The organism is Nostoc sp. PCC 9305 (assembly GCF_963920915.1).
Classification (GTDB): domain Bacteria; phylum Cyanobacteriota; class Cyanobacteriia; order Cyanobacteriales; family Nostocaceae; genus Nostoc.
Genome location: NZ_CAWUDN010000007.1, coordinates 74,295 through 98,758, shown reverse-complemented (window position 1 = coordinate 98,758; position 24,464 = coordinate 74,295). Strand labels below are relative to the sequence as shown.

21 protein-coding genes and 1 tRNA gene are annotated in these 24,464 nt (G+C 43.8%); 15 read left to right on the top strand and 7 right to left on the bottom strand.

Going from position 1 to position 24,464, the window contains the following annotated elements:
• Nucleotides 1–264 precede the first annotated feature (264 nt).
• Nucleotides 265–510, bottom strand: a complete 246-nt coding sequence (locus ACM0OX_RS04620; RefSeq protein WP_414513438.1) for a hypothetical protein — start codon at nt 508–510, stop codon at nt 265–267.
• 230 nt (nt 511–740) lie between these two features.
• Here ACM0OX_RS04620 and ACM0OX_RS04615 point away from each other — a divergent pair, with 230 nt between their 5' ends.
• Nucleotides 741–2,717: an AMP-dependent synthetase/ligase gene (locus ACM0OX_RS04615; RefSeq protein WP_414513436.1), complete on the top strand. Its 1,977-nt coding sequence runs from the start codon at nt 741–743 to the stop codon at nt 2,715–2,717.
• Nucleotides 2,718–2,759: 42 nt separating this feature from the next.
• A complete protein-coding gene (locus tag ACM0OX_RS04610; RefSeq protein ID WP_012412623.1) occupies nt 2,760–3,209 on the top strand; it encodes a YlqD family protein in 450 nt (149 codons plus the stop codon).
• Between the two features lie 49 nt (nt 3,210–3,258).
• Here the strand turns inward: ACM0OX_RS04610 and ACM0OX_RS04605 are convergent, their stop codons facing one another.
• Nucleotides 3,259–3,780 (bottom strand): hypothetical protein, encoded by a 522-nt coding sequence (locus ACM0OX_RS04605; RefSeq protein WP_414513434.1) that lies wholly within the window; start codon nt 3,778–3,780, stop codon nt 3,259–3,261.
• A 511-nt stretch (nt 3,781–4,291) separates the two neighbouring features.
• On the opposite strand from ACM0OX_RS04605, the gene ACM0OX_RS04600 reads away from it, so the two are divergent.
• Nucleotides 4,292–5,587 carry a dihydrolipoamide acetyltransferase family protein gene (locus ACM0OX_RS04600; RefSeq protein WP_414513432.1) on the top strand — a complete coding sequence of 432 codons (1,296 nt, stop codon included), beginning with the start codon at nt 4,292–4,294 and terminating at the stop codon, nt 5,585–5,587.
• A 162-nt stretch (nt 5,588–5,749) separates the two neighbouring features.
• The gene (locus ACM0OX_RS04595; RefSeq protein ID WP_414513430.1) at nt 5,750–6,664 is read left to right on the top strand and encodes an Rpn family recombination-promoting nuclease/putative transposase; all 915 of its coding nucleotides are present in this window, start codon (nt 5,750–5,752) and stop codon (nt 6,662–6,664) included.
• Between the two features lie 150 nt (nt 6,665–6,814).
• Here the strand turns inward: ACM0OX_RS04595 and ACM0OX_RS04590 are convergent, their stop codons facing one another.
• The gene (locus ACM0OX_RS04590; RefSeq protein WP_414513429.1) at nt 6,815–7,003 is read right to left on the bottom strand and encodes a hypothetical protein; all 189 of its coding nucleotides are present in this window, start codon (nt 7,001–7,003) and stop codon (nt 6,815–6,817) included.
• Nucleotides 7,004–7,068: 65 nt separating this feature from the next.
• Complete coding sequence (locus tag ACM0OX_RS04585) at nt 7,069–8,250, bottom strand: RtcB family protein (protein WP_414513427.1); 1,182 nt, start codon at nt 8,248–8,250, stop codon at nt 7,069–7,071.
• 318 nt (nt 8,251–8,568) lie between these two features.
• On the opposite strand from ACM0OX_RS04585, the gene ACM0OX_RS04580 reads away from it, so the two are divergent.
• The 3 genes from ACM0OX_RS04580 (at nt 8,569) to ACM0OX_RS04570 (ending at nt 10,319) form a co-directional block, all read left to right on the top strand.
• Nucleotides 8,569–9,456 (top strand): class I SAM-dependent methyltransferase, encoded by an 888-nt coding sequence (locus ACM0OX_RS04580; protein ID WP_414513425.1) that lies wholly within the window; start codon nt 8,569–8,571, stop codon nt 9,454–9,456.
• Entirely contained in the window at nt 9,453–10,181 is a 729-nt protein-coding gene (locus ACM0OX_RS04575) for an HAD family hydrolase (protein WP_414513423.1), read from the top strand. Before ACM0OX_RS04580 ends, ACM0OX_RS04575 begins: the two co-directional genes overlap by 4 nt.
• 65 nt (nt 10,182–10,246) lie before the next feature.
• A tRNA-Ala gene (locus tag ACM0OX_RS04570) sits at nt 10,247–10,319 on the top strand.
• 1,134 nt (nt 10,320–11,453) lie between these two features.
• Here the strand turns inward: ACM0OX_RS04570 and cas12k are convergent.
• Nucleotides 11,454–12,038 carry a type V CRISPR-associated protein Cas12k gene (gene cas12k, locus ACM0OX_RS04565; protein ID WP_414513475.1) on the bottom strand — a complete coding sequence of 195 codons (585 nt, stop codon included), beginning with the start codon at nt 12,036–12,038 and terminating at the stop codon, nt 11,454–11,456.
• A gap of 77 nt (nt 12,039–12,115) precedes the next feature.
• Here cas12k and ACM0OX_RS04560 point away from each other — a divergent pair, with 77 nt between their 5' ends.
• The 4 genes from ACM0OX_RS04560 (at nt 12,116) to ACM0OX_RS04545 (ending at nt 16,380) form a co-directional block, all read left to right on the top strand.
• A complete protein-coding gene (locus ACM0OX_RS04560) occupies nt 12,116–12,820 on the top strand; it encodes a DUF6444 domain-containing protein (RefSeq protein ID WP_414513421.1) in 705 nt (234 codons plus the stop codon).
• Nucleotides 12,804–13,520 (top strand): IS66 family transposase, encoded by a 717-nt coding sequence (locus ACM0OX_RS04555; RefSeq protein WP_414513419.1) that lies wholly within the window; start codon nt 12,804–12,806, stop codon nt 13,518–13,520. Before ACM0OX_RS04560 ends, ACM0OX_RS04555 begins: the two co-directional genes overlap by 17 nt.
• A 246-nt stretch (nt 13,521–13,766) precedes the next feature.
• Nucleotides 13,767–15,326, top strand: coding sequence for a CheR family methyltransferase (locus tag ACM0OX_RS04550; protein ID WP_414513418.1), 1,560 nt, complete (start codon nt 13,767–13,769; stop codon nt 15,324–15,326).
• A complete protein-coding gene (locus ACM0OX_RS04545) occupies nt 15,316–16,380 on the top strand; it encodes a chemotaxis protein CheW (RefSeq protein ID WP_414513416.1) in 1,065 nt (354 codons plus the stop codon). Before ACM0OX_RS04550 ends, ACM0OX_RS04545 begins: the two co-directional genes overlap by 11 nt.
• Nucleotides 16,381–16,567: 187 nt before the next feature.
• Here the strand turns inward: ACM0OX_RS04545 and ACM0OX_RS04540 are convergent, their stop codons facing one another.
• Nucleotides 16,568–16,825: a hypothetical protein gene (locus ACM0OX_RS04540; RefSeq protein WP_414513414.1), complete on the bottom strand. Its 258-nt coding sequence runs from the start codon at nt 16,823–16,825 to the stop codon at nt 16,568–16,570.
• Between the two features lie 17 nt (nt 16,826–16,842).
• Here ACM0OX_RS04540 and ACM0OX_RS04535 point away from each other — a divergent pair, with 17 nt between their 5' ends.
• Entirely contained in the window at nt 16,843–18,300 is a 1,458-nt protein-coding gene (locus tag ACM0OX_RS04535) for a methyl-accepting chemotaxis protein (RefSeq protein ID WP_414513413.1), read from the top strand.
• Between the two features lie 219 nt (nt 18,301–18,519).
• Here the strand turns inward: ACM0OX_RS04535 and ACM0OX_RS04530 are convergent, their stop codons facing one another.
• Nucleotides 18,520–18,651 (bottom strand): hypothetical protein, encoded by a 132-nt coding sequence (locus ACM0OX_RS04530; RefSeq protein ID WP_414513411.1) that lies wholly within the window; start codon nt 18,649–18,651, stop codon nt 18,520–18,522.
• 128 nt (nt 18,652–18,779) lie between these two features.
• Here ACM0OX_RS04530 and ACM0OX_RS04525 point away from each other — a divergent pair, with 128 nt between their 5' ends.
• The 3 genes from ACM0OX_RS04525 to ACM0OX_RS04515 all read left to right on the top strand — a co-directional run bounded on the left by ACM0OX_RS04525 (nt 18,780) and on the right by ACM0OX_RS04515 (nt 24,300).
• Nucleotides 18,780–20,186, top strand: a complete 1,407-nt coding sequence (locus ACM0OX_RS04525; RefSeq protein ID WP_414513409.1) for a methyl-accepting chemotaxis protein — start codon at nt 18,780–18,782, stop codon at nt 20,184–20,186.
• Between the two features lie 21 nt (nt 20,187–20,207).
• Nucleotides 20,208–21,776: a methyl-accepting chemotaxis protein gene (locus ACM0OX_RS04520; protein WP_414513408.1), complete on the top strand. Its 1,569-nt coding sequence runs from the start codon at nt 20,208–20,210 to the stop codon at nt 21,774–21,776.
• 190 nt (nt 21,777–21,966) lie between these two features.
• A complete protein-coding gene (locus ACM0OX_RS04515) occupies nt 21,967–24,300 on the top strand; it encodes a response regulator (RefSeq protein WP_414513406.1) in 2,334 nt (777 codons plus the stop codon).
• The last annotated feature ends 164 nt before the right edge of the window (nt 24,301–24,464 follow it).

The following is a 24,464-nucleotide window of genomic DNA, read 5'->3' as shown; positions in this document are numbered from 1 at the left end:
ACAGAGAAAAAAAAGAGGTTTTTTAAGTCAGCTTGAAGGGCTAGTCCTAGCCTATTAACTTAGTAGCGAAGATTGCAGAACTCCAGGTTTCAAAATGTACGAGTATTTAGGAATCCTTGCAGGAGTTACGAACAAAAATATCCCCGACTTATTGAAAAAATCGGGGATTTCAAGCTGTCGAAATGAGAATGAATATGTGCTGAAGAATTAATTGAATTGCTGGTTTTCGGAAGTACCGAGGAATTTTTCCTGACGAATAGTCCATCAATTTGGAGAACAATTGGCACAAAAATCAGGACTGAATTTGCAGTATTGGCTACCTGTCAATTGGTAAGCTGTACAATAAGGAAAACTTGTAAGTTCAATTTTAGCTGCTTGTAATTTGGAACCATTCGCCAATGTTTCAGTAAGTTTGGTTTTATCAGCCAAAAGGATAGCTAAAAGCTTCGGTAACGCTATGCAAGCAGCAATATTGAGCAACGTTAGCATTATGCCGTCGATAAAATTCATAGGTAATCATCTCCTGTGAAACATAGGCGATTGCTGTTCTTAGATGCAAACACAATCCATTGCTTGCACTCTATGTAAATTAACTTTAACATAAATTTTTGTAAATATAAACGTGGAATTCCTGGAATGATCGTACACAGAAGGGTATGTGGATAATAAGGATGGTTATTGTAGCGGAATAACAAAATAAGCTGGAAAATAATCAGTTTAAAATCTTTAAGTAAGGTGTTATGTCAACAACCCAAACCGCGTCTTCTTTTTTATCTAACATCAGCGAACGAGAACGGCAGGCATTAAAGCGGTTGGTAGATTACACAAATGTGGAATCACTACCAGAAATTTGGCCTTTGGCAGCTCAACGATTTGGTGATGTTGTCGCTCTCCGCAATCCTCACGCTAAACCAGAGGTAGCGATTACTTATACCCAGTTGGCAGAGCAAATGCAACTATTTGCTGCTGGGTTACAGGCGTTAGGAGTAAAAGTAGGCGATCGCATTTCCCTAATTGCTGACAATAGTCCTCGGTGGTTTATTGCCGATCAAGGCATAATGACTGCTGGAGGTGTTGATGCGGTACGTAGCTCCCAAGCCGAAAAAGAAGAATTGCTGTTTATTATCGCGAATAGCGGCAGTACAGCGATCGTCGTTGAAGATTTAAAAACACTTAAAAAACTACAAGATCGCCTCAAAGATTTACCAATTCAAGTGGTAATCTTACTTTCCGATGAAGCACCACCAACAGACGAAACTCTAAAGGTACTCAACTTTTCACAGTTGCTCGAAATTGGGAAAAGTCATAATTTTGTGCCAGTCAAGCAAAAGCGTGACGCTCTGGCAACCCTAATTTATACCTCTGGTACTACGGGTAAACCCAAGGGTGTAATGCTGTCTTATAGTAACTTGATGCACCAAGTGATAAGTTTTGGCACAGTATTGCAACCAAACGCGGGTGATATAGTTCTCAGTATTTTGCCTTCGTGGCACAGCTACGAACGAACTGTTGAATATTACCTACTATCTCAAGGTTGTACGCAAGTTTATACCAACTTGCGCTCTGTAAAAGGGGATTTGAGACAATTTAAACCCAATTATATGGTCGGTGTACCCCGCCTGTGGGAATCGATTTATGAAGGAGTGCAAAAGCAGTTCCGCGAACAACCAGCCAACAAGCAACGCCTAATTAAATTTTTATTGGGCATTAGCGACAAATATATCAAAGCGCAGCGAACTGCTCAGGGATTGGATTTAAATAATCTTCATGCTTCAGCCGTCGAACGATTAGCAGCTAAGATCCAAGCATCAGCTTTATTACCCCTCCATGCTTTGGGAGAACGACTGGTTTACGCCAAAGTTCGGGAAGCCACAGGGGGACAAGTTAAGCAGATGATTAGCGGCGGCGGTGCGCTTCCCAGACACATAGATAATTTCTTTGAAATTATTGGCGTACAGATTTTACAAGGCTATGGCTTGACAGAAACTTCTCCTGTCACCCATGTACGGCGTCCTTGGCGGAATTTGATTGGCGCATCAGGGCTACCACTCCCGGCTACAGAAGCTAAAATCGTCGATCCTGAGACAAAAGCGCCTTTACCAATAGAGAAGCGAGGCTTAGTATTGTTGAGGGGCCCGCAAATTATGCAAGGCTATTACCAAAATCCTGAAGCGACAGCGAAAGCAATTGATGCGGAAGGTTGGTTTGATAGCGGCGATTTGGGTTGGCTGACACCACAAGACGATTTAGTGCTGACTGGCAGGGCTAAGGATACGATTGTATTGACTAACGGGGAAAACATCGAGCCACAGCCGATCGAAGATGCGTGTTTGCGATCGCCATACATCGATCAAATTATGCTCATCGGCCAAGATCGGCGTAGCCTGGGAGCCTTAATTGTCCCCAACGTCGAAGCCATAGAAAAATGGGCAGCAAGTCAGAATTTAACGCTGGATACGCTGGGCGATCGAGTGACTTCCTCAGATAGTCAAAAAATTGACTTCGAGAGTAGAATGATCCAGGATTTATTTCGCCAAGAATTGAATCGGGAAGTCCAAAATCGTCCAGGCTATCGACCGGATGACCGCATCGGAACGTTTAAACTCATCCTGGAACCGTTTTCCATCGAAAATGGCTTGATGACACAAACACTAAAAGTTCGCCGACATGTCGTCACGGAACGCTATCGCGATATTATTGACGGCATGTTTGCCTGATCATTCCACCTGCTAACTGTAAAGAGTGAACGTGAAATATTTATGGATGTCTCCAAATCTAATTTGCTTCTGAAACGCGTCGTTAACGTCAAAGTTATTGTGACTCCTCTGTGGAAAGAGGAAGTACAACAGCAGCTGCAAACCCAGATCAATCAACTCGATCAGCAACTGCAACAGCTAGACGTTGAAGGACAAAGAGCGATCGCGGCAATTCAAAAACAGAGTCTGCAACCACCTGGGCCTCAGACTCTCCAACAAATTGACAATATCCAACTCCAAGTCAATCAAAAGAAAAGTGAATTTTTAGAGCAGAAAAATCAGTTGCTGCAAAACCTCCAGCAAGTGCAATTTCTCCAGCAAGATCAAGAAGTCAACCAATTCCAAATGGAAGGCTTTTTTCGGGTGGAAATCGGTGATAACCTGATTAGCAAAATGCAAGTCGAAATCGTTCTGCGCGATGGCGTTGTAGAAGAAATTCGCGGGGACATTTAAATTTGTCATTTGTCATTTGTCATTTGTTTTGCGAAGCAATGACCAATGACTAATGACAGATGTGATTTAACTTAGTGTGAGAGCGGCTCCCAGCCCAACATTCCACCTGGGAGCCAGCCCAAACAATTTGCCACACTGGAGGTGAGCTAATAAAAAGCGATCGCCCAAAGGTTGTCATCTCCGCTCGATATTTAACCGTCCCAACTGAATTATTACCCCGCTTGATTTGTGTAATTGTCACTAACGCCTGATTTGGTTGGGGATAAACTACCTCTATCTTTCGCGAACCTCCCACTGCTATCTCCTCAAAGGCATTCAGGGCAAGGGTAGTAGGATTACTGCCTTGGAGAGATGAGTTCAGTTTTTCTAAAGGTATAGTTTGATAATCGGAACGCTCTGAGAATGCTGCAACTTCTTGAGACTGATGTATTGCTCCCATCTGCTGGGTTTGCTCATCACTAGTCTCAACAATCGGTGCAGATTGCTGGTGCTGGATAATATAAACTCCAGCACCAGCCGTGGCAGAGATACTTAATATCACAATCAAAAAGAATTTCAGCTTTGCCGACATAAAAGTAAACAGGAATTTCAAATAGGTTTATTACCAATTTTGAATTCTAGATTGAACTACATCCTATATCCTCTATCCGTGAGAAGCTCTTGTATCTTAAGTAGTGGTTATGAGAAATATTAAATAGCAATCCTATTTAATCTGTGAGAAACTCGTGGTAGTTTTTGCAAGTCAATGACTAAAACGAGATCGAGCAAGATATTGGCTAACCATTGAGGATAAGTTCTGTATTATAGACCTCTAAGCTATATTTAGGTTCCTAAAGTCATTAGTCATTAGTGGATAGCCAATGGCAATTCCCAATTCACAATACTTCGACTTCTCTACGAGACGCTACGCGTTAGCGGAGCTTTCGCTTTAGCGATACGCTCAGTACAAGTGCCCAATTCCCAATTCTCAATTCCCAATGCCCAACCTAAAATATAAACAGTCTAAAACTCTCCCATCAAGATACAATTCGATCTGATAAAAACTGTTAAAGTCCATAAACCATTGATTTCCAAACCACCCTATGAGCATTCACGAAGTATTTATGCCGGCGCTGAGTTCCACCATGACGGAAGGCAAAATCGTTTCCTGGGTGAAATCGCCAGGGGACAAAGTGGAAAAAGGCGAAACAGTGGTGGTTGTAGAGTCAGATAAGGCAGATATGGATGTAGAAACCTTCTATGAAGGCTTTCTTGCCCATATCATAGTTGAAGCTGGTGAAACTGCCCCGGTAGGATCTGCGATCGCCTTCATAGCCGAAACTGAAGCTGAAATTGAACAGGCGAAATCTCTTGCCAATTCTGGCGGCGCGGCTGCTACTCCTACCGCTTCCCCTGAACCAGTTGCTGCCACAGCCTCAGCCGCCACACCTACCTTAGCCTCTCAGAACGGGTCTAACCACAAAGAAGGAAGGCTTGTCGCTTCACCCCGTGCCCGTAAGTTAGCCAAAGAACTCAAAGTTGATTTAACTACACTCCAAGGCAGTGGCCCCTACGGTCGCATTGTCGCCGAAGATGTAGAAGCATTGTCTAACAAAGGCAAGCAACCCGCCCCAGTTGCTCCACAAGTACCTGTAACAACCAGCGCCCCAGTTGCACCCCCAGCACCTCGGACACCAGCACCTGCACCCGTGGCAGCGGCTGTTCCTGGTCAAACCGTGCCTCTAACTACCTTCCAAAATGCGGTAGTGCGGAACATGGTAGCTACCATATCCGTGCCCGTCTTCCGTGTAGGTTATACAATTACCACCGATGGATTAGACAAACTTTATAAACAAATTAAATCCAAAGGCGTGACAATGACAGCGCTACTGGCGAAAGCTGTAGCAGTGACATTGCAAAAACACCCATTGTTAAATGCTAGTTACTCAGACCAGGGTATTGTTTATCATTCTGATATCAACATTTCTGTCGCAGTAGCGATGGATGATGGCGGATTAATTACACCTGTGCTGCAAAATGCAGACGCAGTGGATATATATTCTCTATCGCGTACTTGGAAGTCTTTGGTAGAACGTGCGAGGGCAAAACAACTACAGCCTCAAGAATATAACAGTGGTACTTTTACCCTGTCCAATTTGGGGATGTTTGGCGTAGATAAATTTGATGCGATTTTACCGCCTGGACAAGGTTCAATTTTAGCGATCGGGGCATCCCGTCCGCAAGTAGTAGCCACACCTGACGGTTTATTTGGCGTGCGCCAACAAATGCAGGTGAATATTACTTCTGACCACCGGATTATTTATGGTGCTCATGCTGCGGCGTTCTTGCAAGATTTAGCAAAATTGATTGAGACAAATCCTCAATCTTTGACACTGTAGTTTTGAAAAAACACCAAATTTAAATGTTAGCGCTATGAGCGAACATTACTTTTTCGTGGAGTAGCGCTAACAACAAACAATACTTAAACTTAAATTTTTGATGGACAAACTATGTGGCGATATCACATCTCTACATGAGTTTATTTCCAAACTGATATCAAAGTGACATACGACAACACCCTGAAATATCTGGTTGAGCAATATCCAGAAGATTTTATCCGCTACTTACTTGCATCTGAGGCAACGGATATCCAGATTCTCAAAACAGAATTAAATCAAGAACCAATCCGTGCCGACTCAGTAACCTTTTTGCAAACTGCTAATCAAATACTGCATTTAGAGTTTCAAACCTTACCAGCATCCACTCCACCTTTGCCCCTGCGGATGTTGGACTATTGGGTGCGGCTATATCGACAATACAATTGTGATATCGAGCAGATAGTAATTTTTCTTAAACCGACAACTTCAGAAGCTGTCTTTGTAGATCGATTTACTGCCCGCAATACTACCCACCGTTACCGCGTCATCCGAATTTGGGAACAAGATCCAGAACCTTTATTGTTATCTCCTGGTTTATTACCTCTGGCAACTTCGGCGCGAACAGATTCTCCTCAAAGCTTACTTCAACAGGTGGCAGTTCAGGTGAGTATGATTGAAGAAGAAGCCACCAAGCAGAGTATCTCGGTATGTACCCAACTTCTAGCAGGGTTGGTATTCGAGCCAGAACTAATTCGTCAGTTTTTGAGGAGAGAAGATATGAGAGAATCTAGCATTTATCAAGAAATTCTTGAAGAAGGACTCCAAGAAGGTAGACAACGAGGCATTGAACAAGGTCTTGAACAAGGTCTTGAACAAGGTCTTGAACAAGGTCTTGAGCAAGGTCTTGAACAAGGAAGACAATCAGAACTGAGGCTAGTGATACGTCTATTAACTCGTCGGCTTGGTTCAATTAATTCTCAGTTACAATCTCGGTTGCAAGAGTTGTCCTTGGCTCAGTTAGAAAACTTGGGTGAAGTATTACTAGATTTCGCCAGTGAAGCTGATTTGATGAATTGGCTAAATACGATAGAAAGTTAGAGTTAGAGTTTGCTCTAACTTTTGTATGATATTTTTAATTACTAATCTGTTAAATAAACTGTCAATAGTATATATCTTTCAACTTATTCCACAATTCAAGTGCAGGAATGTGACTCAGACCAGCAAATTGTGCATCGGCTGTTTCTATCACTATCCATTTACTTTAGGATAATTAGGAATGTGCCATAGAGCATTTTCTGCTGTACCACATCGTTCAAAATCTCGCGGTATATAGTAGACCTTGCACCCTAATAATTGTGCAGCCTCAGTCATTAATTTATTTTCGCTAGCGCTGGCAGATGGCTCTATCTGTTCAGTCGATTCACTTAAAACAATCATTTATTCCTCAGCGTACCTCTGCGTTTAAAAAAATAAAAAAGGTGGGCATTACCCACCCAACAAACTTATCCTTTCACACAAAGAACTTGCTTGAGAGTCGCTACAACCTCAACCAAATCCGCTTGATTTGCCATAACTTGTTCTATCGGCTTATAAGCACCAGGAATCTCATCTAACACACCCTCATCTTTGCGGCATTCTACACCATTTGTTTGCTCAATTAAATCATCAAGTGTATAGACATTTTTTGCCTTATTTCTAGACATCAAACGCCCTGCACCGTGGGAACAAGAACAAAAACTATGGGCGTTACCTTTACCCTTAACGATAAAAGACTTTGCCCCCATCGAACCAGGAATAATCCCATAATCTTCACTCTGTGCCCGAACTGCACCTTTACGAGTAACATATACATCCTCATCAAAATGCACTTCTTTTTCGGCATAATTGTGATGACAATTAACCTGCAATAAAGGTTTAGTTGCCTTCCCACCTGCTAAATGCTTCTCGACAATATGCTTAAAACGCGCCATCATCACATCGCGGTTGACACGCGCATAGTTTTGTGACCATTGCAAATCGTGCCAATATGCTTGGAATTCTGGCGTACCAGCGACAAAGTGAGCTAAATCTGGGTCAGGCAATTTATTACCTGCCATTTTTGCTAATTCTCTAGCTGTGTGGATATGACACTGGGCAAGTTTATTCCCAATGTTACGCGAACCAGAATGCAGCATCAGCCAAACTTGATTCTCTGTATCGAGGCACACTTCAATAAAGTGATTTCCTCCACCGAGAGAACCCATCTGTTTCATTGCTTTACTTTGTAGGTCTTGCACGCCGCGATGCAAGTCTTTAAAATCATCCCAGTGTTGCCAATTGCTGACGGATTTTTCAACGTCTTTATTTTCGTTGAATCCAGTCGGAATTGTTGCTTCAATATCCAAGCGGATTTTCTTTAGTTTACCTTCTAGTTGTTCGGCGGTAAATGCTGTTTTGATCGCGCTCATACCACAACCAATATCCACACCGACAGCGGCTGGAATAATTGCCTCTTTGGTTGCAATTACAGAACCCACTAAAGCACCTTTTCCTAAGTGAACGTCTGGCATTAATGCCACATGCTTAAATACAAATGGTAATGATGCCACATTCTTGGCCATCTTGGTTTCTTCTGGCCCCAAAGAATGATTTGCCCAAGATAAGACGGGTGCTGGTGTGGTAATTTCTAATTTTTCGTAGGGCATAATCGTTTCTATTTTTGATTTTAAATTTTAGAGTTTGGATTGGGTATTGGGCACTGTTAATTATCGGTGTGACATATAACCCATTACCTAGTTAGTTGTAGCAATTTAAATGTTGTATTGTCTTTCATCTGGCTCCCTCAATTTTCGTGAAGCTGAAGAACTACTTTTAGGAGTTACATGTTAGTAGTATAAATGTAGCACTTTGGATTACAGCCGTCAACCTATCACCACAGAGAGAAAGCAGATACTTCCCAGATGTATTAAAATTTGTAAAGAAAATAACTTTGTTTAAATAGCCCCTTAAAGTTCTGACACAATATGGCAGTGCGTCAAGATACAATCTGGGAACGTTTTTTATCCCCTGTAGTGCGTCTTTTGATTGATAAAGATGGGTTACGGCGTTACGCTGATAGTATTAATTGGGAAAAAGAGAGCGATCGCTATCGACGAGATGATGTCATAATTCCGTCTTACTACAGTAATCAAAACTTTCACGGGATTGCTGGTGGATATCTCAATTCCGATGCAGCAGTTACTTACGATCCGGTTACTCAATACGTTATACCGCCTAATGAAGGTATTGTTCGTCAAGCTTTAGTTGATGCTGTCCAAGTGAAACCACGACGCATACTCGATTTAGGCTGCGGTACTGGTTCCACTACTTTAATGTTAAAACAGGCTTTCCCCGAAGCGGAAGTTATCGGTTTGGATTTATCACCCTATATGCTGGTAAGGGCGGAAGATAAAGCTAGAAATGCTGGCTTGGAAATAGTCTGGCGACACGGAAATGCTGAAAAAACTGGTTGGAAGGATGCAACATTTGACTTAGTAACAGCTTCTTTACTATTCCACGAAACACCAGATGCGGTATCCCTAGCAATTCTGCGGGAAAGCTTCCGGTTGCTGGTAACAGGAGGACAAGTATTAATTCTAGATGGGAATCAGAAGACTCTGCGTCAGTTAGAATGGCTCAATGATGTTTTTGAGGAGCCATATATTCGTGAGTATGCTGCTAGTAGTACAGAAGCGAATATGGGTGCGGCCGGATTTGAAGCAGTGCGATCGCAGGATGTATGGTGGATAAATCAGGTAACTAGCGGCATAAAACCAATAGCAACCGAAAATGTCCGTCATTATACTCCCACATCAGTAGATAATAATGATTTGGAGGGACTTGGTTCTCCAGCGTTTGGCATAATGGCATGAGTTTAAAGGCAGTTCTCTTTGATTTTAATGGTGTCATCATTAACGATGAGCCAATCCACCTGCAACTAATCGATGAGATTCTCATTGAAGAAAATCTCCAACCCCAAAAAGTCAGTGAGCGTCAAGCTTCTTTAGGACGCAGCGATCGCGCTTGTTTTCAGCAACTACTCGCTAATCGTGGTAGAGTCGCCAATGAAAACTATCTAACTCAGTTGCTGTACCGCAAAGCCCAAGCTTATACGGTGGAACTAGAGAAAATAAAGAAACTGCCTTTATATCCAGGTGTAGAAGACTTAATATTTCAGGTGCGATCGCGGAATCTGAAACTAGGGTTAGTTAGTGGCGCGATTCGGAAAGAAATAGAATTGGTATTGAATCGCGCTAAACTAGACGAACATTTTAAAATTATCGTCGCGGGTGATGACATCACCACCAGTAAACCAGAACCCGATGGTTATCTACTGGCAGTAAAACGCCTGAATAAAGAATATCCCGAATTGAATCTTCAACCATACGAGTGTCTAGCAATTGAAGATACTCCAGCAGGTATCGAAGCAGCGAAGCGATCGCAAATGCAAGTTGTTGGTGTAGCGAATACTTACCCATTCCACATGCTTCAACGCTGCTGTAACTGGACTGTTGATTATCTCAGTGATTTGGAACTAGAACGGGTGCAAAAAGTTTATTCCCAAAAACAGCCTCAACCATCGGTAACAGAATGTTAGAATAATCTATGGTGATAATGTTTTGAGTTAATGAGTAATATTACTCTTAACTTAGCACCGATTAAGGGGAATTAGCTCAGTTGGTAGAGTGCTGCGATCGCACCGCAGAGGTCATCGGTTCAAATCCGTTATTCTCCATTTGTCCATTAAATAATTATTGTCACTTTTAAAGAATTATTGTCCATTTTTTCCAAGTTTAGGGATATAAGTTACGTAGTTTCGCGGCTTTCAGCAATTAAATCAGTTTTAAAGAATTATTGTCCAGAGTTGAAACCAGTTTTAAAGAATTATTGTCCAAAATCAGCCTGTAAAACTCGGCTAAATATATGGTTGCTAATTTAATTTATTACAGCTAGCCCAAAGCTCTTGAATAACAAGAGTGGCTTTAAAGCCCTTTATTTGCAAGTCTAATAAAAAAATTTACTACCTCTTGTTTTGCTGTTTTCACCCAAACAGAGGCTCCGCTACTATATAGCTGCGTTTTACGTGCGATCGCAGCGCTCCTTTCAAACCACCCTAATACAAAATTATATAAGCAAAGCGCCGACTTGGGCGATCAGAAATTTCAACCCACCACCTAACGAGAGGGCTTTGGAAACCGCACCCGTGAAAACTCTTGCCAACAAGGGCTTCTGAAGGCAAAATTGACAAGCCTCCTTTAATTCCTATTTTCTACAGTCAATGAATAAAATTTTATTCATGACTAAAACAGTAATACCCAGTGTACACAGGAGTTTTAGCTATTTGGCAGCACTCTAGGGATTTTGCCCCCGCTTTGACCTGCCAAAAATAAAAATTAGGGGGTGGTAGTTCAGTAGCCACCGTGACGGTATACCCGTACCCTTACTTTGTTGTAAAGTAAGAGGTAATGATCCTCCTCGTAAAACCAAAATCTAAGATTTCAGTAGTACAGGCCGCTCTGGCACCTAACACCAAGCTAAAAGAGTTTGATGTCAAGAGCAAGGTTCTGGGTTGTTTGGAACCCTAACACCTTATACTTCCCATGCGTCTCGGTGCGAGTACTTTCTCATCTAACAGCAGTATTAGCTTACCCAAGCAATTACCACTAACAAACACTTAGATGATCGCACAGGTAGAGTTGGCAGCTACCAGGGTCAGAAAGAATACGCTTTTCCAAGCGTTAAACTAACCCATTCCACAGTATCTACACAAAGGGATTAATACTGTAGCATCATACAGTTAAGGCTCAAAAGAGCATGTATGACGGCACCGATTTAATTTCCATAAGATTACATTCTTTGGGTAGAATTTTTATCTACCAAAAGTATTATTCCGGCATTGGTAAGCGTAAAATGCTAAATCTCTCGCTTGTTCTTCCAGCGAACCATAATGGGGTTGGATACCAAATTCAATACTAATTTGAAATTCAGCAGCTTTCGACTTTATAGATTCTTGGAGTCTGTTGTAACTCCAATTGTGTATCTGACGATTATATTCTTTTACGTATAATTTTTGACCATTTATATCACCTGGAATTTTAGTCTCAGCTTTGGCTTGAATTGCACTTGCACGAATTTCCCTTGTATCTTTTAATCTAGATAATACGATACAACCTGCCTGATAGTCATGAGCGGTTTCTACTATTCTCTTGGCTAGTAATTTATCAACGTATTCCCCAAGTTCAGATTCACCTATATTGCACAGCGAATCTTTCTTCTGAGATTTTTCTCTCTCTTTACTTAAATGCACTTGTTGTCGTCGTCTGCGGCTTAAGAGGTGAAAAGCATCACCTAGTAACTGTTTTACTGTTTTACAGGTGAGTACTTTTTTAGTATTTATATTAACTATAGTAACCGTTGCTAACTCAACCGGATGAAAACTCACGCCGATAATTATGTTAGATTGACCGTAACTGCCCAGGTAGGAAAGTCAGGAATATTCCCGTGAGGGAAGAAAGATGGTAATGTTCAAGGATGAGTCCAGAAGAAAAAGATCAAAAAATAGAAAGGCTAGAGCAAGAGGTTAAAGCACTGCTGGAAAGGATAGCAGAGCTAGAGAGAAGTTTGGGACTAGATAGCCAAACAAGTTCAAAACCACCAGCCAGCGACGGACTCAAAAAGTCAAATCAAATACGGACAAAAAGTTTAAGAGAAAAAGGGAAGCGGCCATCAGGGGGGCAGATAGGTCATCCAGGGCACACATTAGAACAAGTATTAGAGCCAGAGAAAATAGTAGAACATCCAACACCATATTCATGTTCTGGGTGTGGAAGTGATATTGGGGATGTAGGAATCAAAAAAATCATCAAGCGACAAGTATTTGACATACCACCCCCACGCATCATCGTTACAGAACACAGAGTGACAGTCAAAGAATGTCCAGAATGTAAAACTCTGCTACAAGGTAGCTTTCCAAAATCTGTCACAGCCCCAGTACAATATGGAGCCAGAATTAGAGCAGTTGCAGCTTATCTAAATCATCAACACTTTATTCCCGAAGACCGATTGAGTGAAGTGCTGCTAGATTTATTTGGTTGCCGAATGACACCAGGAACAATCGCAAAGACAACTTTGACTCTGGCTCAAATCATAGAACCAGTAGTAGCAGAGATGGCCTGTGAGGTAAAAGCAGCAGCAGTTAAACATTTAGACGAGACTTTCTTTGAGGATTGGTGGTAAAACCAATTGGCTGCATGTGGTTGCCACTGAAACACAAACTTGGTATCGAGTTTCTCCTCAACGTAAAGACATAGAAGTATTAGCTGATATCAAAGGTGTAGTAGTCCACGACCATTGGAAACCCTATTATCAACTCCTTGATGTCAATCACGCTTTGTGTAATGCCCATCACCTTCGAGAACTCAAAGCAATAGAAGAAATCGAGCAAGAACCTTGGGCTAAATCCATGAATAAGTTGCTGCTTTTAGCTTGCAATTACAAGCATCGTTATCCTAAAGGTATTCCCAAAAATATTGTTGCTCGTCTGACTCAACTGTATGAGCAAATTCTACAACGAGGACTGAGTTTTCATTCCTCTCAATCACCCCTAACTCGCAAAGGTAATCGTGGGCGGGTGAAACGACGTGTTGGTCATAACTTGTTGTTGCGGCTTCAAAATTTTCAGAGTGATGTTTTACGGTTTCTGACAGAACCTGATGTTCCCTTTACCAATAATCAGGCAGAACGTGACTTGCGGATGATGAAATGTAAGCAGAAGATTTCCGGTGGTTTTCGCTCCTTCGATTTTGCGGTTTCATTTGCGAATATCCGTTCTTTTCTTTCCACTGCTTTTAAGCAGGGTCTTAACTTACTGGAAGTTATTACTCAGGCGCTACTTGGTAATGTCTGTGTTTTTCTCGCCTCCATTACTACTAGCTAGGCAGTTACGAATTGTCATCTAATTAGTCGTAAAGCTTAAAAAAAGACGCTTAATTTGTCGCCAAAGCTTGAATTAGCTTTTTACGGGTTTAATTCCTGAAAGCCCTGATATATAAAGATTCGTAGTTAATAAAATTTTTTGACAAATAATTTGTCGCTGTGGTCAAATAATTTGTAGTTCTACAAAATCCGAATAAAAAAATTGAAATGGGAAACCTAAGCGTATCGGCTCAAAAATCATGTAGTGATGAATCAAACGATCGGCGATCGCCCCATTTTATTTGAAACTAATTCTCAACACAGTGATGACTTTAGTTTGTCACAGATGGTTGCTCTGATTGCTGATATATTCGGCATTCATATCAAGCCACACTATCAAGATACATTAAAGAAAAATCTTTTCACTCGTATCCGGGCGCTGGGATTATGCTCGCTCAATGATTACTATCAGTTCTTGGTGGCAAGAAATCAATTAGTTACTGTTGCGAGAGAGTGGCAAGAACTAATATCTTTACTCACTGTCACTGAAACTTATTTTTTTCGGGATGAGGGGCAGATGTCGCTGCTCAAAAATCAGCTGCTCCCAGAATTAATCGAGCGCAAAACTGTACTTAGTTTAACTCAGCGCAACCCTGCTAATGGAGAATTTTATCGGCCGACATTACGGCTTTGGAGTGCTGGGTGTTCGACTGGTGAAGAAGCTTACTCACTTGCCATTCTGGTGAAGGAACTAATCCCTGACAATCAGACATGGGACATTCTGATTTTGGGCACAGATATTAATCAACCCGCGATCGCTCTGGCTCAACAAGGAATTTACAGCGATTGGTCTTTTCGGACAACCACTCCAGAAATCAAAAATCGCTACTTTCGATCCTACAAACAAGGTTGGAAAATCGATCCTGCTATTCAAGCAATGGTGACGTTTCAACCTGGAAACCTGATGCAGGATAACTATCCCGCTTACGCCTCTAGCATTCACGATTTCGATTTGATTATTTGCCGCAATGTGTTTATTTATTTTGACTTCAACGCGATCGCCCAAGTTATAGACAAGTTTTACTGCTCTCTGACACCGGGAGGGTTTCTCCTCACAGGCCACACGGAATTACACGGGCAAACAACTGAACCATTTCAAGTCAAAAATTTTCCGCAATCTGCGGTTTATCAAAAGCATACTTCAGTCGACGAGCAGAGCAAAGTCTTGAATACCATAACACCTGCTGCCATTGAGAGCAGGGAAACCGAAATTTTTTCCCCCTGTCTCCCAAGCTTGGAAACGGGCTTCGACATGAGCGCAAACACTCAAACTCTTTTAGATACAGCCAAGGAATCGCTAATTCAAGAAGCTTATGCCGATGTCATTCAAATAGCGGAACAACTGATTGCTCTTGTCCCCCAACACTTTCAGGCATATTGTTTGATGGCAGAAGCTTACGCGAATTTTGGCGATTACTCCCAGGCAAATCAGGCGTGTCAGCAGGCACTCCAGATCGATCCATTGGCGATCGAACCCTATCATTTGTTGGCTCAAATTGCCGAAGAGCAAGGAGAGCGCGACAGTGCCAAATTATTCTTAAAACGGATTATTTATCTCGCTCCTAATTCTGTTACTGCTCACCTGGAATTGGGTTCTATATACGAACGAGAGGGAAATGAAAAACAGGCTCAAAAAACCTGGCGATCGCTTCTAGAGATTTTGGAAAATCTACCCCAACAAGCGATCGATTCCCATAACCAGCAAACCACTGCTGAACTAAAAGCACACGTTCTTAAGCACTTAAATTCAACTACTCATGAGCCATGAATCTTATTTAATGTTTAAACTCAATCATTCACGCTATGGCATTCCGGCTACAGCCGTGCAAGAACTCTTCTTTCTGCCAGAAGTGACTGCGATCGCGGAAACTCCCAGCACAATTTTAGGCGTGATTAATCTGCGAGGAAAGTTTCTGCCCGTGATGGATTTATATCACCGTTTAGAACAAGCGCGTCCCCCTTTTCAATTGACTGACAGCATGATTGTCCTGGAGTGGCAAACTCAACGAATCGGAATCATCGTCAATCAAGTGGATAGCGTGCAAGCGATCGCACCCGATCGGATCGCTGCTAATGTTTGCGATCGCTCGAAAGAGGGTTTGCAGGATAGATTGGTGACTGGCATTGCCAACGTTGAGGAGGGCATCGTTACATTGCTCAATCCCGAACTGTTGGTGCAACACGCCTTTATAGAGACTGTTTTCAATCTCAATTCTGATTTTAATAACAACAGCTCAGTCAATGACACACTAAAACATTCCTCTGATTCAGCCCTAAATCAGGGTTTATACGATCGTTTCGATTCGCAGGAGCGACAGATTTTGCAAGAGCGAACTGAAGCTCTCCGATGTTTGGTTGATGACGAAGATTCGGCGTCGCTATTGCCTCTAGCGGTTGTGGGGTTGGGGGGTGAGTACTTTGGGTTTGGCTTAGAAACGGTGCATGAGTTTACCGATATTCACAAGATTACCCCGATTCCCTGCTGTCCGCCGCACATTGTTGGCAACATCAACCTGCGGGGCGAAATTGTCACCTTAATTAACATCAATAATGTGGTCGATCTGCCCATAAATGGAGTGCGATTGCATCAGCAAGCCGTTGTCGTGCGTCTAGATCGACGAGTGGCGGGCATTGCCGTGGATGACATTTTTGATGTGACGTATATCCATCCCTCCCAAATGACTACGGCTCCAATTGCCCTGCACTCTGCCAAGGACGACTATCTCCAGGGTGTCGCACCTTATCGCGATCGGATGATGAGCATCATCAATTTGTCTAAATTGCTCACTTCAGAGGTGTTAGTTGTGAATGAAGAAGTTTAACGCCCATAAATCTAGGATTATACCAATTCTGTATGAAGGTGCGCTAAATCATATTGAAGTACAAGAAATAAGAATGAGAAACGAACCGCAAAGGACACAAAGAAAGAAGTTAAAAGGGTTTGGCGAAGCCTCACAGAGAAATCTGACTTTTCACGGTATGTGGAAAACCTCTCTCTAAATCTCTCTCCTAAGAGGCTACGGAGTACACACAAGTCTTATGGTCAATCGTTAACTTTTCCACATAACGTGAAAAGTCAGACAAAGAAATGGTATTAGATTTCGTTCCAATAAAGCCAAGCAGATCGTTGATGAGATTCGGAGCAAACTGGCAGAGATAACGCAGCCGATGAACTACAGAATGTTGTGCAATCTTCCGTTGATTCAAAAGTGCGATCGCAAAGATTACAAATGCTAGAAATATTGGGAAATCCTTGAACTCATTCATTCACAAGAGATAACAAGATGCAAAGTAAGCGAAATTGGAAACTGAGATACTGGATTATGGGCAGCTATGGGGTTCCCATTCTGGCATTGGTAATTTCTGCGGGGCTGATATTTATTAATATCAACCTGGTGAGTCAGCGAGCGCAAGATTTAGTTTCTTCCTATAACGTTAATTCAGCGATTAATGCCCTTGCCACGAATGTACAAAGAGGTTCTAAGTCAGTTCGGGGCTATTTGTTAGAAAAAAATCAGACATCCTTTGACGAATACCAAAAATCTCAAAGAAGTTTCAATCAGCTTTTATCAAAGCTAATGTCGCTTGCCAGAACAGAGCAAGAGCGACAGTCATTAAACAGGCTAGAGGGGCTGCTAAATAATTTAATGGTTGTCGAGGATGATTTGATTGGCAAAGTGAATCAAAGCAAGGTTCAGGAAGCTGTTGAAACCTGGAGTAACGAAAATGCCCGCAGTCTGGTTGATGACCTGACAAGTGCGATCGATGAAGTTCAGCGCCGAGAAGACCAGAATGTAATTTTGGCTGCCAAGCAACAACAAGCAGCGCTCGATACGCTCAAACTAACCATCCTGTCTGCGACTGGACTTTCCTTGCTGTTGTCGGTTTGGACTGGCATCTGGGTAATTAGCCGCACTGCTCGACAGATAAATGAATCAGCCAGTGCGATCGCCACCTCGACGGCTGAAATTGCCGCCACAATTGAGCAACAAGAGCGCACTGCCAACCAACAGGCAGCCTCGGTCAGCGAAACTACCACTACAATGGACGAACTCAGTGCCTCTGCTCAACAGTCTGCCCAGCAAGCATCCACTGCCTCAACCAGCGCTCAACAGGTCTTAAATTTGGCAGATCAAGGCAATCAATCACTCAACCGCACCTTGGAAGGAATGGCAGCCTTGAGCCACAGAGTAACTGCGGTAGCAGACCAAATGCTGCGCCTGAACGAACAAACTAAGCAAATTGGCAGTATTTCCGGGTTGGTAAGTGACCTAGCAAATCAAACCAATATGCTAGCGCTAAATGCAGCAGTAGAGGCAGTCCGGGCGGGGGAACAGGGGAAGGGCTTTGCAATCGTCGCCGCCGAAATTCGCAAACTGGCAGACCAGAGTAAGCGATCGGCTGAAAAAATTAATGTGCTGGTGAATGACATTCAATCCGCCATCAACTCAACCGTTGTGATGACAGATGAAAGTACAAAAACTGCTCAACAGGGGGCGGCAATAACTAAGCAGACGGTGGAGGTCTTTACCAGTGTCACCGAGTCCGTCAACCGGATGGTGTTGAATATTCAGCAAATCTCGCTAAACGCTAGCCAGCAATCGATTGCGGTTCAGCAAATTTTACAAGCAATGAATGCACTCAATAGCTCTGCTAGAGAGACAGCCATCGGCATCAGTCAGACTCGCGTTAGCACTCACCAACTCAATGATGCAGCTTATAAGCTACAAAGTGTTGTGTAATCAGAGGCAGGGGACAGGGGACAGGGGACAGGGGACAGGGGACAGGAGGAAATGGCCCTTTCCTCCTGCTGTGAAGCCTACTAGTAGTCTGTCCCATTAATTCTGACAAGTAGATAAATTTTTCAATTTCTTTTCTTTCCTTCTTCCTTCGCGCTCTTTGCGTCCTTCGCGGTTCGTTCTTTTATCCCTCAAAATTAATGCGATAGACCACTAGTTTTTTCAAGTTACTGCGTAACCATGCAACAAAGGTGCAAGCCGATGCAACAAAGGTGCAAGTCGATGCAATAAAGGTGCAAGTCGATGCAATAAAGGTGCAAGTCGATGTAACAAAGGTGCAAGTCGATGCAACAAAGGTGCAGATTAAGAGATTTGTGTGTATACCGTAGCTTGATGGGGTGAATCTAAAATCTAAAATCCAAAATTGTGTAATAGCAATATCTGGAAATTCTCGAACTTATCCACTTACAGGAGATCGCTAGATGGAAAGCAAACGAAACTGGAGACTAAGATACTGGATTATTGGCGGGTATGCAGTTCCCGTGCTGGCTTTGTTAGTTTCTGCCGGAATGACAATTGTCAATATCAACACGGTGAACCAACGGTCAGAAAATTTATTGACTTCTTATGACATTAACTCAATACTTGACGATCTTTCTGTTAGCGTGCAAAGTAATTCCAAGGCAAATCGAGGCTATTTGTTAGAACAAAATCCGCAATCGCTTGAGAGCTACCGAAAGACTCAAAAAGATTCCAAGGAATTTCTAGCAAAACTGATGACACTTGCCCGATCGCAACAGGAACGACAGTCTTTAACCAAACTGGAGGAACTGCTCAATAAACAGATTGCTTTTGACGATAACGTGATGGCAAATGTGGATCGCGGCAAAGTCAAAGAAGCTGTTGAAAGCTGGAGTAAGGGAAATTCCCGCAATCAAGGGCAGGATGTCGTAGACATGATTGGAGAAATGCAGCAGCGAGAAGATCAGACTTTTGCAACCGCCGCGAAAGAGCTACAAGAGGCGCTCAATGCCCTTAAGTTCACGGTGATGTTAGCAAGTGGACTCTCCCTGGTGCTATCTATTTTAATTGGCATCTGGGTCATTAGCCGCACTTCCCGCAAGATGAACGCCTCTGCCAGCGCGATCGCCACTTCTACAACTGAAATTGCTACGACGATCGAGCAGCAAGAACGCGCCACCATCCAACAAGCCACTTCTGTCACCCAAACTACCACGACAATGGATGAATTGGCGGCTTCCTCGCGCCAGTCTGCCGAACAAGCAGAAGCCTCAGCCGCAGGGGCGCGGCAGGTGTTATTGCTGGTAGACGGTCGCACTCAAGAGGGTCAGTTCAGCCAATCGAGTCTACGCGAGAAGGTAGGCGATATTGCCGCCCAAATTCTCCATCTCAGCGAACAAACCAATCAAATCGGCACGATCTCCACCCTGGTTAGTGACTTAGCAAGTCAAACTAATATGCTAGCGCTGAACGCGGCAGTAGAAGCGGTACGAGCCGGGGAACATGGCAAAGGCTTTGCGGTTGTTGCTGCCGAAATTCGCAAACTGGCAGACCAGAGTAAGCGATCGGCTGAAAAAATTAATGTACTGGTTTTAGATATTCAAAAATCGACCAATTCCACCGTTATTGTCACAGATGAAGGCACGAAAACCGTAGAAAAGATTGTGGATGCCATCAGAACGATCGCCATAAATGGTCAACAAATTTCCCTTACTTCCAATCAACAAGCGATCGCAGTGCAACAGGTGGTAGAAACCATGAACTCGCTTAATATTGCTGCTAAGGAAACTGCTTCTGGCATTAGTCAAATTAAAGCCGGCACCCAACGACTGAATGATGCCGCCCAAGAACTAAAAGCAGTTGTCTAAAAATGTATTGGAGTAACAGCTATGTTAAAAAATATGTCTCTAAATGGACGATTGATGGGATCGTTTTTGCTGATGGGCGGTGTCGTTTTGTTCGTCGGCACTGTTGGCTGGTGGGGTACTCATAAATTAAGCAGCCATATCGACACCCTCAGTAATAACAGCCTCCCCAGCATCGACGGATTGTGGAGACTTAATGAAGGGCAGACCCAGATCCAGTCGGCAGAACGAGCGATTCTCAACCCCGAATTACCCTCCGCAGCCAAACAGTCTGAGTTAAATCGAATGCAGACAGCCTGGAAGCAGATTGACGCAGGACTTGAGGAATATGAAGCCACGCCCCGCACCCCCGACGAGGACAAACTCTATCAGACGTTTAAGCAACAGTGGCAGGCATGGAGGCAGGATCATGCTGCCTATCTTCAGGCTTACCAGGATTTTACCCAGTTAGGTGTTGTAAACCCCACTGCCAGACAGCTTGAATTGACCAGCCAGAAGCGAGAAAATTCTCCAGAAATGAAGATGGCGATCGCTGCTGCCGATCGACTGACAAAACTCAGACAAAATGCTGTTGTCAAAAATGATGTTTCCTTTGCGGTTGCAACTAACTCATTGTTGCAACTGATCAAAATTAATCAGGATACTGCTGAAAATGCAAATAAAGCCGCCAGTGACGATACCCGCTTGACCACAGGTTGGGTGATTACTGGTATTATTGCTGGGCCTCTGGGGGCAATCTTACTAGGATTTTTTCTTGCTAAACCGTTGACAGGTAAAATTGCTCAAATTGTTCAAGCAATGGCTGCCTCTACCAATGAAATCGCCGCTACGATTGAGCAGCAAGAACGGACTGCGACTCGGCAAGCAAGTTCTGTCAATCAAACCACTATCACTATCGACGAATTGGGAGCCTCATCGCAGCAGTCAGCCGCACAGGCAGAATCGGCGGTAGCAGGGGCACGGCAGGCGTTGATCCTTGCAGGTAACGGTGCTGAAGCTGTAAAACGCACCCTCAAAGGTATGGAAACCCTACAGCAGAAAGTCGCAGCGATCGCCGACCATATCACACGCTTAAATGAACAAACCAAGCAGATTGGCAGTATCTCTGGTTTGGTGGGCGAGTTGGCAAGTCAGACCAATATGTTGGCGTTAAATGCGGCTGTAGAAGCAGTTCGGGCAGGGGAGCATGGTAAAGGTTTTGCCGTTGTCGCTGCTGAAATTCGCAAACTAGCAGACCAGAGCAAAAAATCAACCGAAAAGATCGGCACCTTGGTAGGCGATATTCAATCTGCCATTAGCATCACTGTCGTTGTCACCCATGAAGGGACTAAAACTGTGGAAGAAGGGACGCGAATTGCCCAGGAAACGTCAGAATCCTTTGCTGGTGTAGAAGGTGCAGTGAATAATATTGTCATCAACAGTCAACAGATTTCACTCAATATCAACCAGCAAGCGATCGCTATTCAGCAAATTGTCTCTGCGATGAATGACCTGAATATTGCTGCGCGTGAAACTGCCAGTGGCATTAGCCAGATCCGCTCTGCTACTCAACAACTAAACGAGTCAGCGCAAGCACTGAAGGCAACTATTTAGTCGCTCAGTTTGGATAAGCAGGGGAGGCAGGGGGCGCAGGGGAGGCAGGGGAGGCAGGGGAGGAAAGAGAGTTATTATTAAGCAATTTCTCTTCCCCTGCTTCTCTTCTCCCCCTGCTCCCCCTGCTCCCCCTGCCTGCTCCCCCTGCTTATCCGAACCGTATTGGCTCAACCCCTAACTAATTAAAACTATGATGATCGATGATGAAGAACTGAGAGACGTTTTCAAAGTAGCCAGCGAAGAACACCTGCAAAACCTGGATGATGGATTGCTGCATTTGGAAAACCATCCCGACGATCTGGCTGTCCTGGAAGCCTTGATGCGAGAGGCACATTCTCTCAAAGGCGATGCCAATATGCTGGGAGTCAAAGATGTAGGCACTCTGGCACATCAAATTGAGCATATTTTGACTCAACTCAAGCAACAAGAAAACCCGGCATCCTCGTTGGGCAATGATCCAACAGACTCACCCTACGAACGCCTCGCTCATGCGATCGCCGCTATCCGCAAACTCGTTCATGAAGCTGTCACCGGAGAACCTGCCAGGGTTGATACCTTTTCTGTTCTGGCCGAATTGATGGGAGCGCCGCCGGCAAAAAGGGAAGATAATCCAACTCAGGAACCAGAAGTCAACAGTATTGAAGTCATAAATACAGTTAAAAACAATACTTTTGATAAGAATCAAGAGCTAAAGGAAAACGCAACAATCCAAAATCCAAAATCCAAAATCGTTCGACTGAGCGAAGCCGAAGTCCAAAATCCAAAATCCCCCACCAATAGCTACCGCATCGAAACCATCCGCGTTGGCACTCGCCACCTAGATACGTTGATGACGCAAGCAGGGGAGTTAACTGTAACCAAAATTCGGATTGCTCATCGGCTGGGAGAAATTGAAGCGATCGCCAATTTGTGGGAAGAATGGAATCGAGATTTGTTCACTAATCGGTTTGCGTTCAGCCGAGAGCAACAAGGTGATGTCGCCCACCAACGTCTAGAAACTTTTCATCATCACTCTGAAAAACGATTAGAGCAATTGGGTCATTTAGTGAAAACCTTGCAGAGTTCCCTTTCAGAAGACACAACCCGACTGGAACAACTAAGTAGCGATCTAGAAGAGGGGATTCGTACCCTGCGATTGCTGCCCTTTGCAACGATTTTCAACCTCTTCCCGCGGATGGTGCGCGATCTGGCGCAGCAGCAGGGAAAATTGGTGGAGTTGATTCTGGAAGGCAAAGACACCCTTGCCGACAAACGCCTGTTGGAAGAAATGAAAGATCCGCTAATGCACATTCTGCGAAATGCGATCGATCACGGGATTGAGCCACCACAGGAACGGGAACGGCTAGGTAAACCAACAACGGCAACGATTCGGCTCAAAGCTTACCAGACTCCCACTAACATTGTGCTGGAAATCAGTGATGATGGCCGGGGGCTTGACCTGGATAGAATCAAACAAATAGCGGTGAAACGGGGCATTTGCGGGGAAGAAGAATTAGCAGCAATGACTCCCAGCCAAATCCAAGCGTTGATCTTCGCACCAGGGTTTTCAACAGCCCCCCTGGTGACAGAAATATCAGGGCGGGGTGTGGGGCTGGATGTGGTGCAAACCAATGTCGAGAAATTGAAAGGTACGATTCAGGTAGAATCGTTTCCCGGACTGGGATGTACGCTGCGCGTCAATCTCAGTATCACCTTAGCAACCGCCCATGTCTTGATTGTGCAAGTGAACGAAATGCCTTACGCCATCCCAGTCGAGTTTGTGCAAACCGCTTGCTTAATCAAGTCAGAAGAGATTTTTCCCTTGGAGGGACGTGACACAATAATTCGGGATAGCCAACCCATTTCGATTGTGCAGTTGGCCGATCTATTAGAACTGCCCCCGATGCCATCTGGATTAACTCAAGAAACGGCACTTTCCTGTATTATTCTCCAGGTTGGGCAAGCACAACTGGGTGTAGTGGTGGATGCCTTAGTGGATGAGCAAGATATACTGATTAAACCCCAAAGTCAGTTACTCAAACGAGTCCGCAATGTTTCTGGAGCAACAATTTTAGGCACTGGAGATGTGTGTATGGTGCTGAATCCCCAGGATTTGGTGAAGTCAGCCCGATCGCGATCGCAGTCTATTTCTTCTACCCAAACTCGTCAACTTGCACCCACAAAACCAACCGTCTTATTAGTCGAAGATTCTATTGCCACACGCACGCAAGAAAAGCGGATTTTAGAAACCGCAGGCTATCAAGTAATTACTGCTGTAGATGGTTTAGATGGATTTAACAAGCTGCGATCGCACGCCGTTGATGCTGTTGTTAGCGATGTGCAAATGCCAAATCTCGATGGCTTCGGGTTAACTGCCAAAATCCGCCAATATCAAGAATATAGCGAACTTCCAATTATCCTGGTTACTTCCCTTGCCAGCGATGAGGATAAACGTCGGGGTGCGGAAGCCGGAGCCAATGCCTATATTATCAAAGGCAGCTTTAATCAAGAAGCCTTGCTGTCAACCCTCAAACGGTTAGTGTAGAGGTTTTCGGGTGAAATGGCGCGAAGATAAGGCAGGAGGCAGGAGGCAGGAGGCAGAAGGAAAATAAAATAAAAAGTTGAAAGTCTTACAGTACAAAAATTTCATAACTCCTGCCTCACCCGAACAAAAAGCTTTTCTTAGTGCCATTTGTTTTCGGGTGAATG

Coding starts and splice junctions, on each gene's coding strand:
- ACM0OX_RS04535 (WP_414513413.1), top strand. CDS start 16,843: ATGCAAAGTAAGCGAAATTGGAAACTGAGATACTGGATTATGGGCAGC.
- ACM0OX_RS04575 (WP_414513423.1), top strand. CDS start 9,453: ATGAGTTTAAAGGCAGTTCTCTTTGATTTTAATGGTGTCATCATTAAC.
- ACM0OX_RS04620 (WP_414513438.1), bottom strand. CDS start 510: ATGAATTTTATCGACGGCATAATGCTAACGTTGCTCAATATTGCTGCT.
- ACM0OX_RS04610 (WP_012412623.1), top strand. CDS start 2,760: ATGGATGTCTCCAAATCTAATTTGCTTCTGAAACGCGTCGTTAACGTC.
- ACM0OX_RS04580 (WP_414513425.1), top strand. CDS start 8,569: ATGGCAGTGCGTCAAGATACAATCTGGGAACGTTTTTTATCCCCTGTA.
- ACM0OX_RS04590 (WP_414513429.1), bottom strand. CDS start 7,003: ATGATTGTTTTAAGTGAATCGACTGAACAGATAGAGCCATCTGCCAGC.
- ACM0OX_RS04600 (WP_414513432.1), top strand. CDS start 4,292: ATGAGCATTCACGAAGTATTTATGCCGGCGCTGAGTTCCACCATGACG.
- ACM0OX_RS04560 (WP_414513421.1), top strand. CDS start 12,116: ATGAGTCCAGAAGAAAAAGATCAAAAAATAGAAAGGCTAGAGCAAGAG.
- ACM0OX_RS04585 (WP_414513427.1), bottom strand. CDS start 8,250: ATGCCCTACGAAAAATTAGAAATTACCACACCAGCACCCGTCTTATCT.
- ACM0OX_RS04520 (WP_414513408.1), top strand. CDS start 20,208: ATGTTAAAAAATATGTCTCTAAATGGACGATTGATGGGATCGTTTTTG.
- ACM0OX_RS04545 (WP_414513416.1), top strand. CDS start 15,316: ATGAGCCATGAATCTTATTTAATGTTTAAACTCAATCATTCACGCTAT.
- ACM0OX_RS04615 (WP_414513436.1), top strand. CDS start 741: ATGTCAACAACCCAAACCGCGTCTTCTTTTTTATCTAACATCAGCGAA.
- ACM0OX_RS04540 (WP_414513414.1), bottom strand. CDS start 16,825: ATGAATGAGTTCAAGGATTTCCCAATATTTCTAGCATTTGTAATCTTT.
- ACM0OX_RS04605 (WP_414513434.1), bottom strand. CDS start 3,780: ATGTCGGCAAAGCTGAAATTCTTTTTGATTGTGATATTAAGTATCTCT.
- ACM0OX_RS04515 (WP_414513406.1), top strand. CDS start 21,967: ATGATGATCGATGATGAAGAACTGAGAGACGTTTTCAAAGTAGCCAGC.
- ACM0OX_RS04525 (WP_414513409.1), top strand. CDS start 18,780: ATGGAAAGCAAACGAAACTGGAGACTAAGATACTGGATTATTGGCGGG.
- ACM0OX_RS04550 (WP_414513418.1), top strand. CDS start 13,767: ATGAATCAAACGATCGGCGATCGCCCCATTTTATTTGAAACTAATTCT.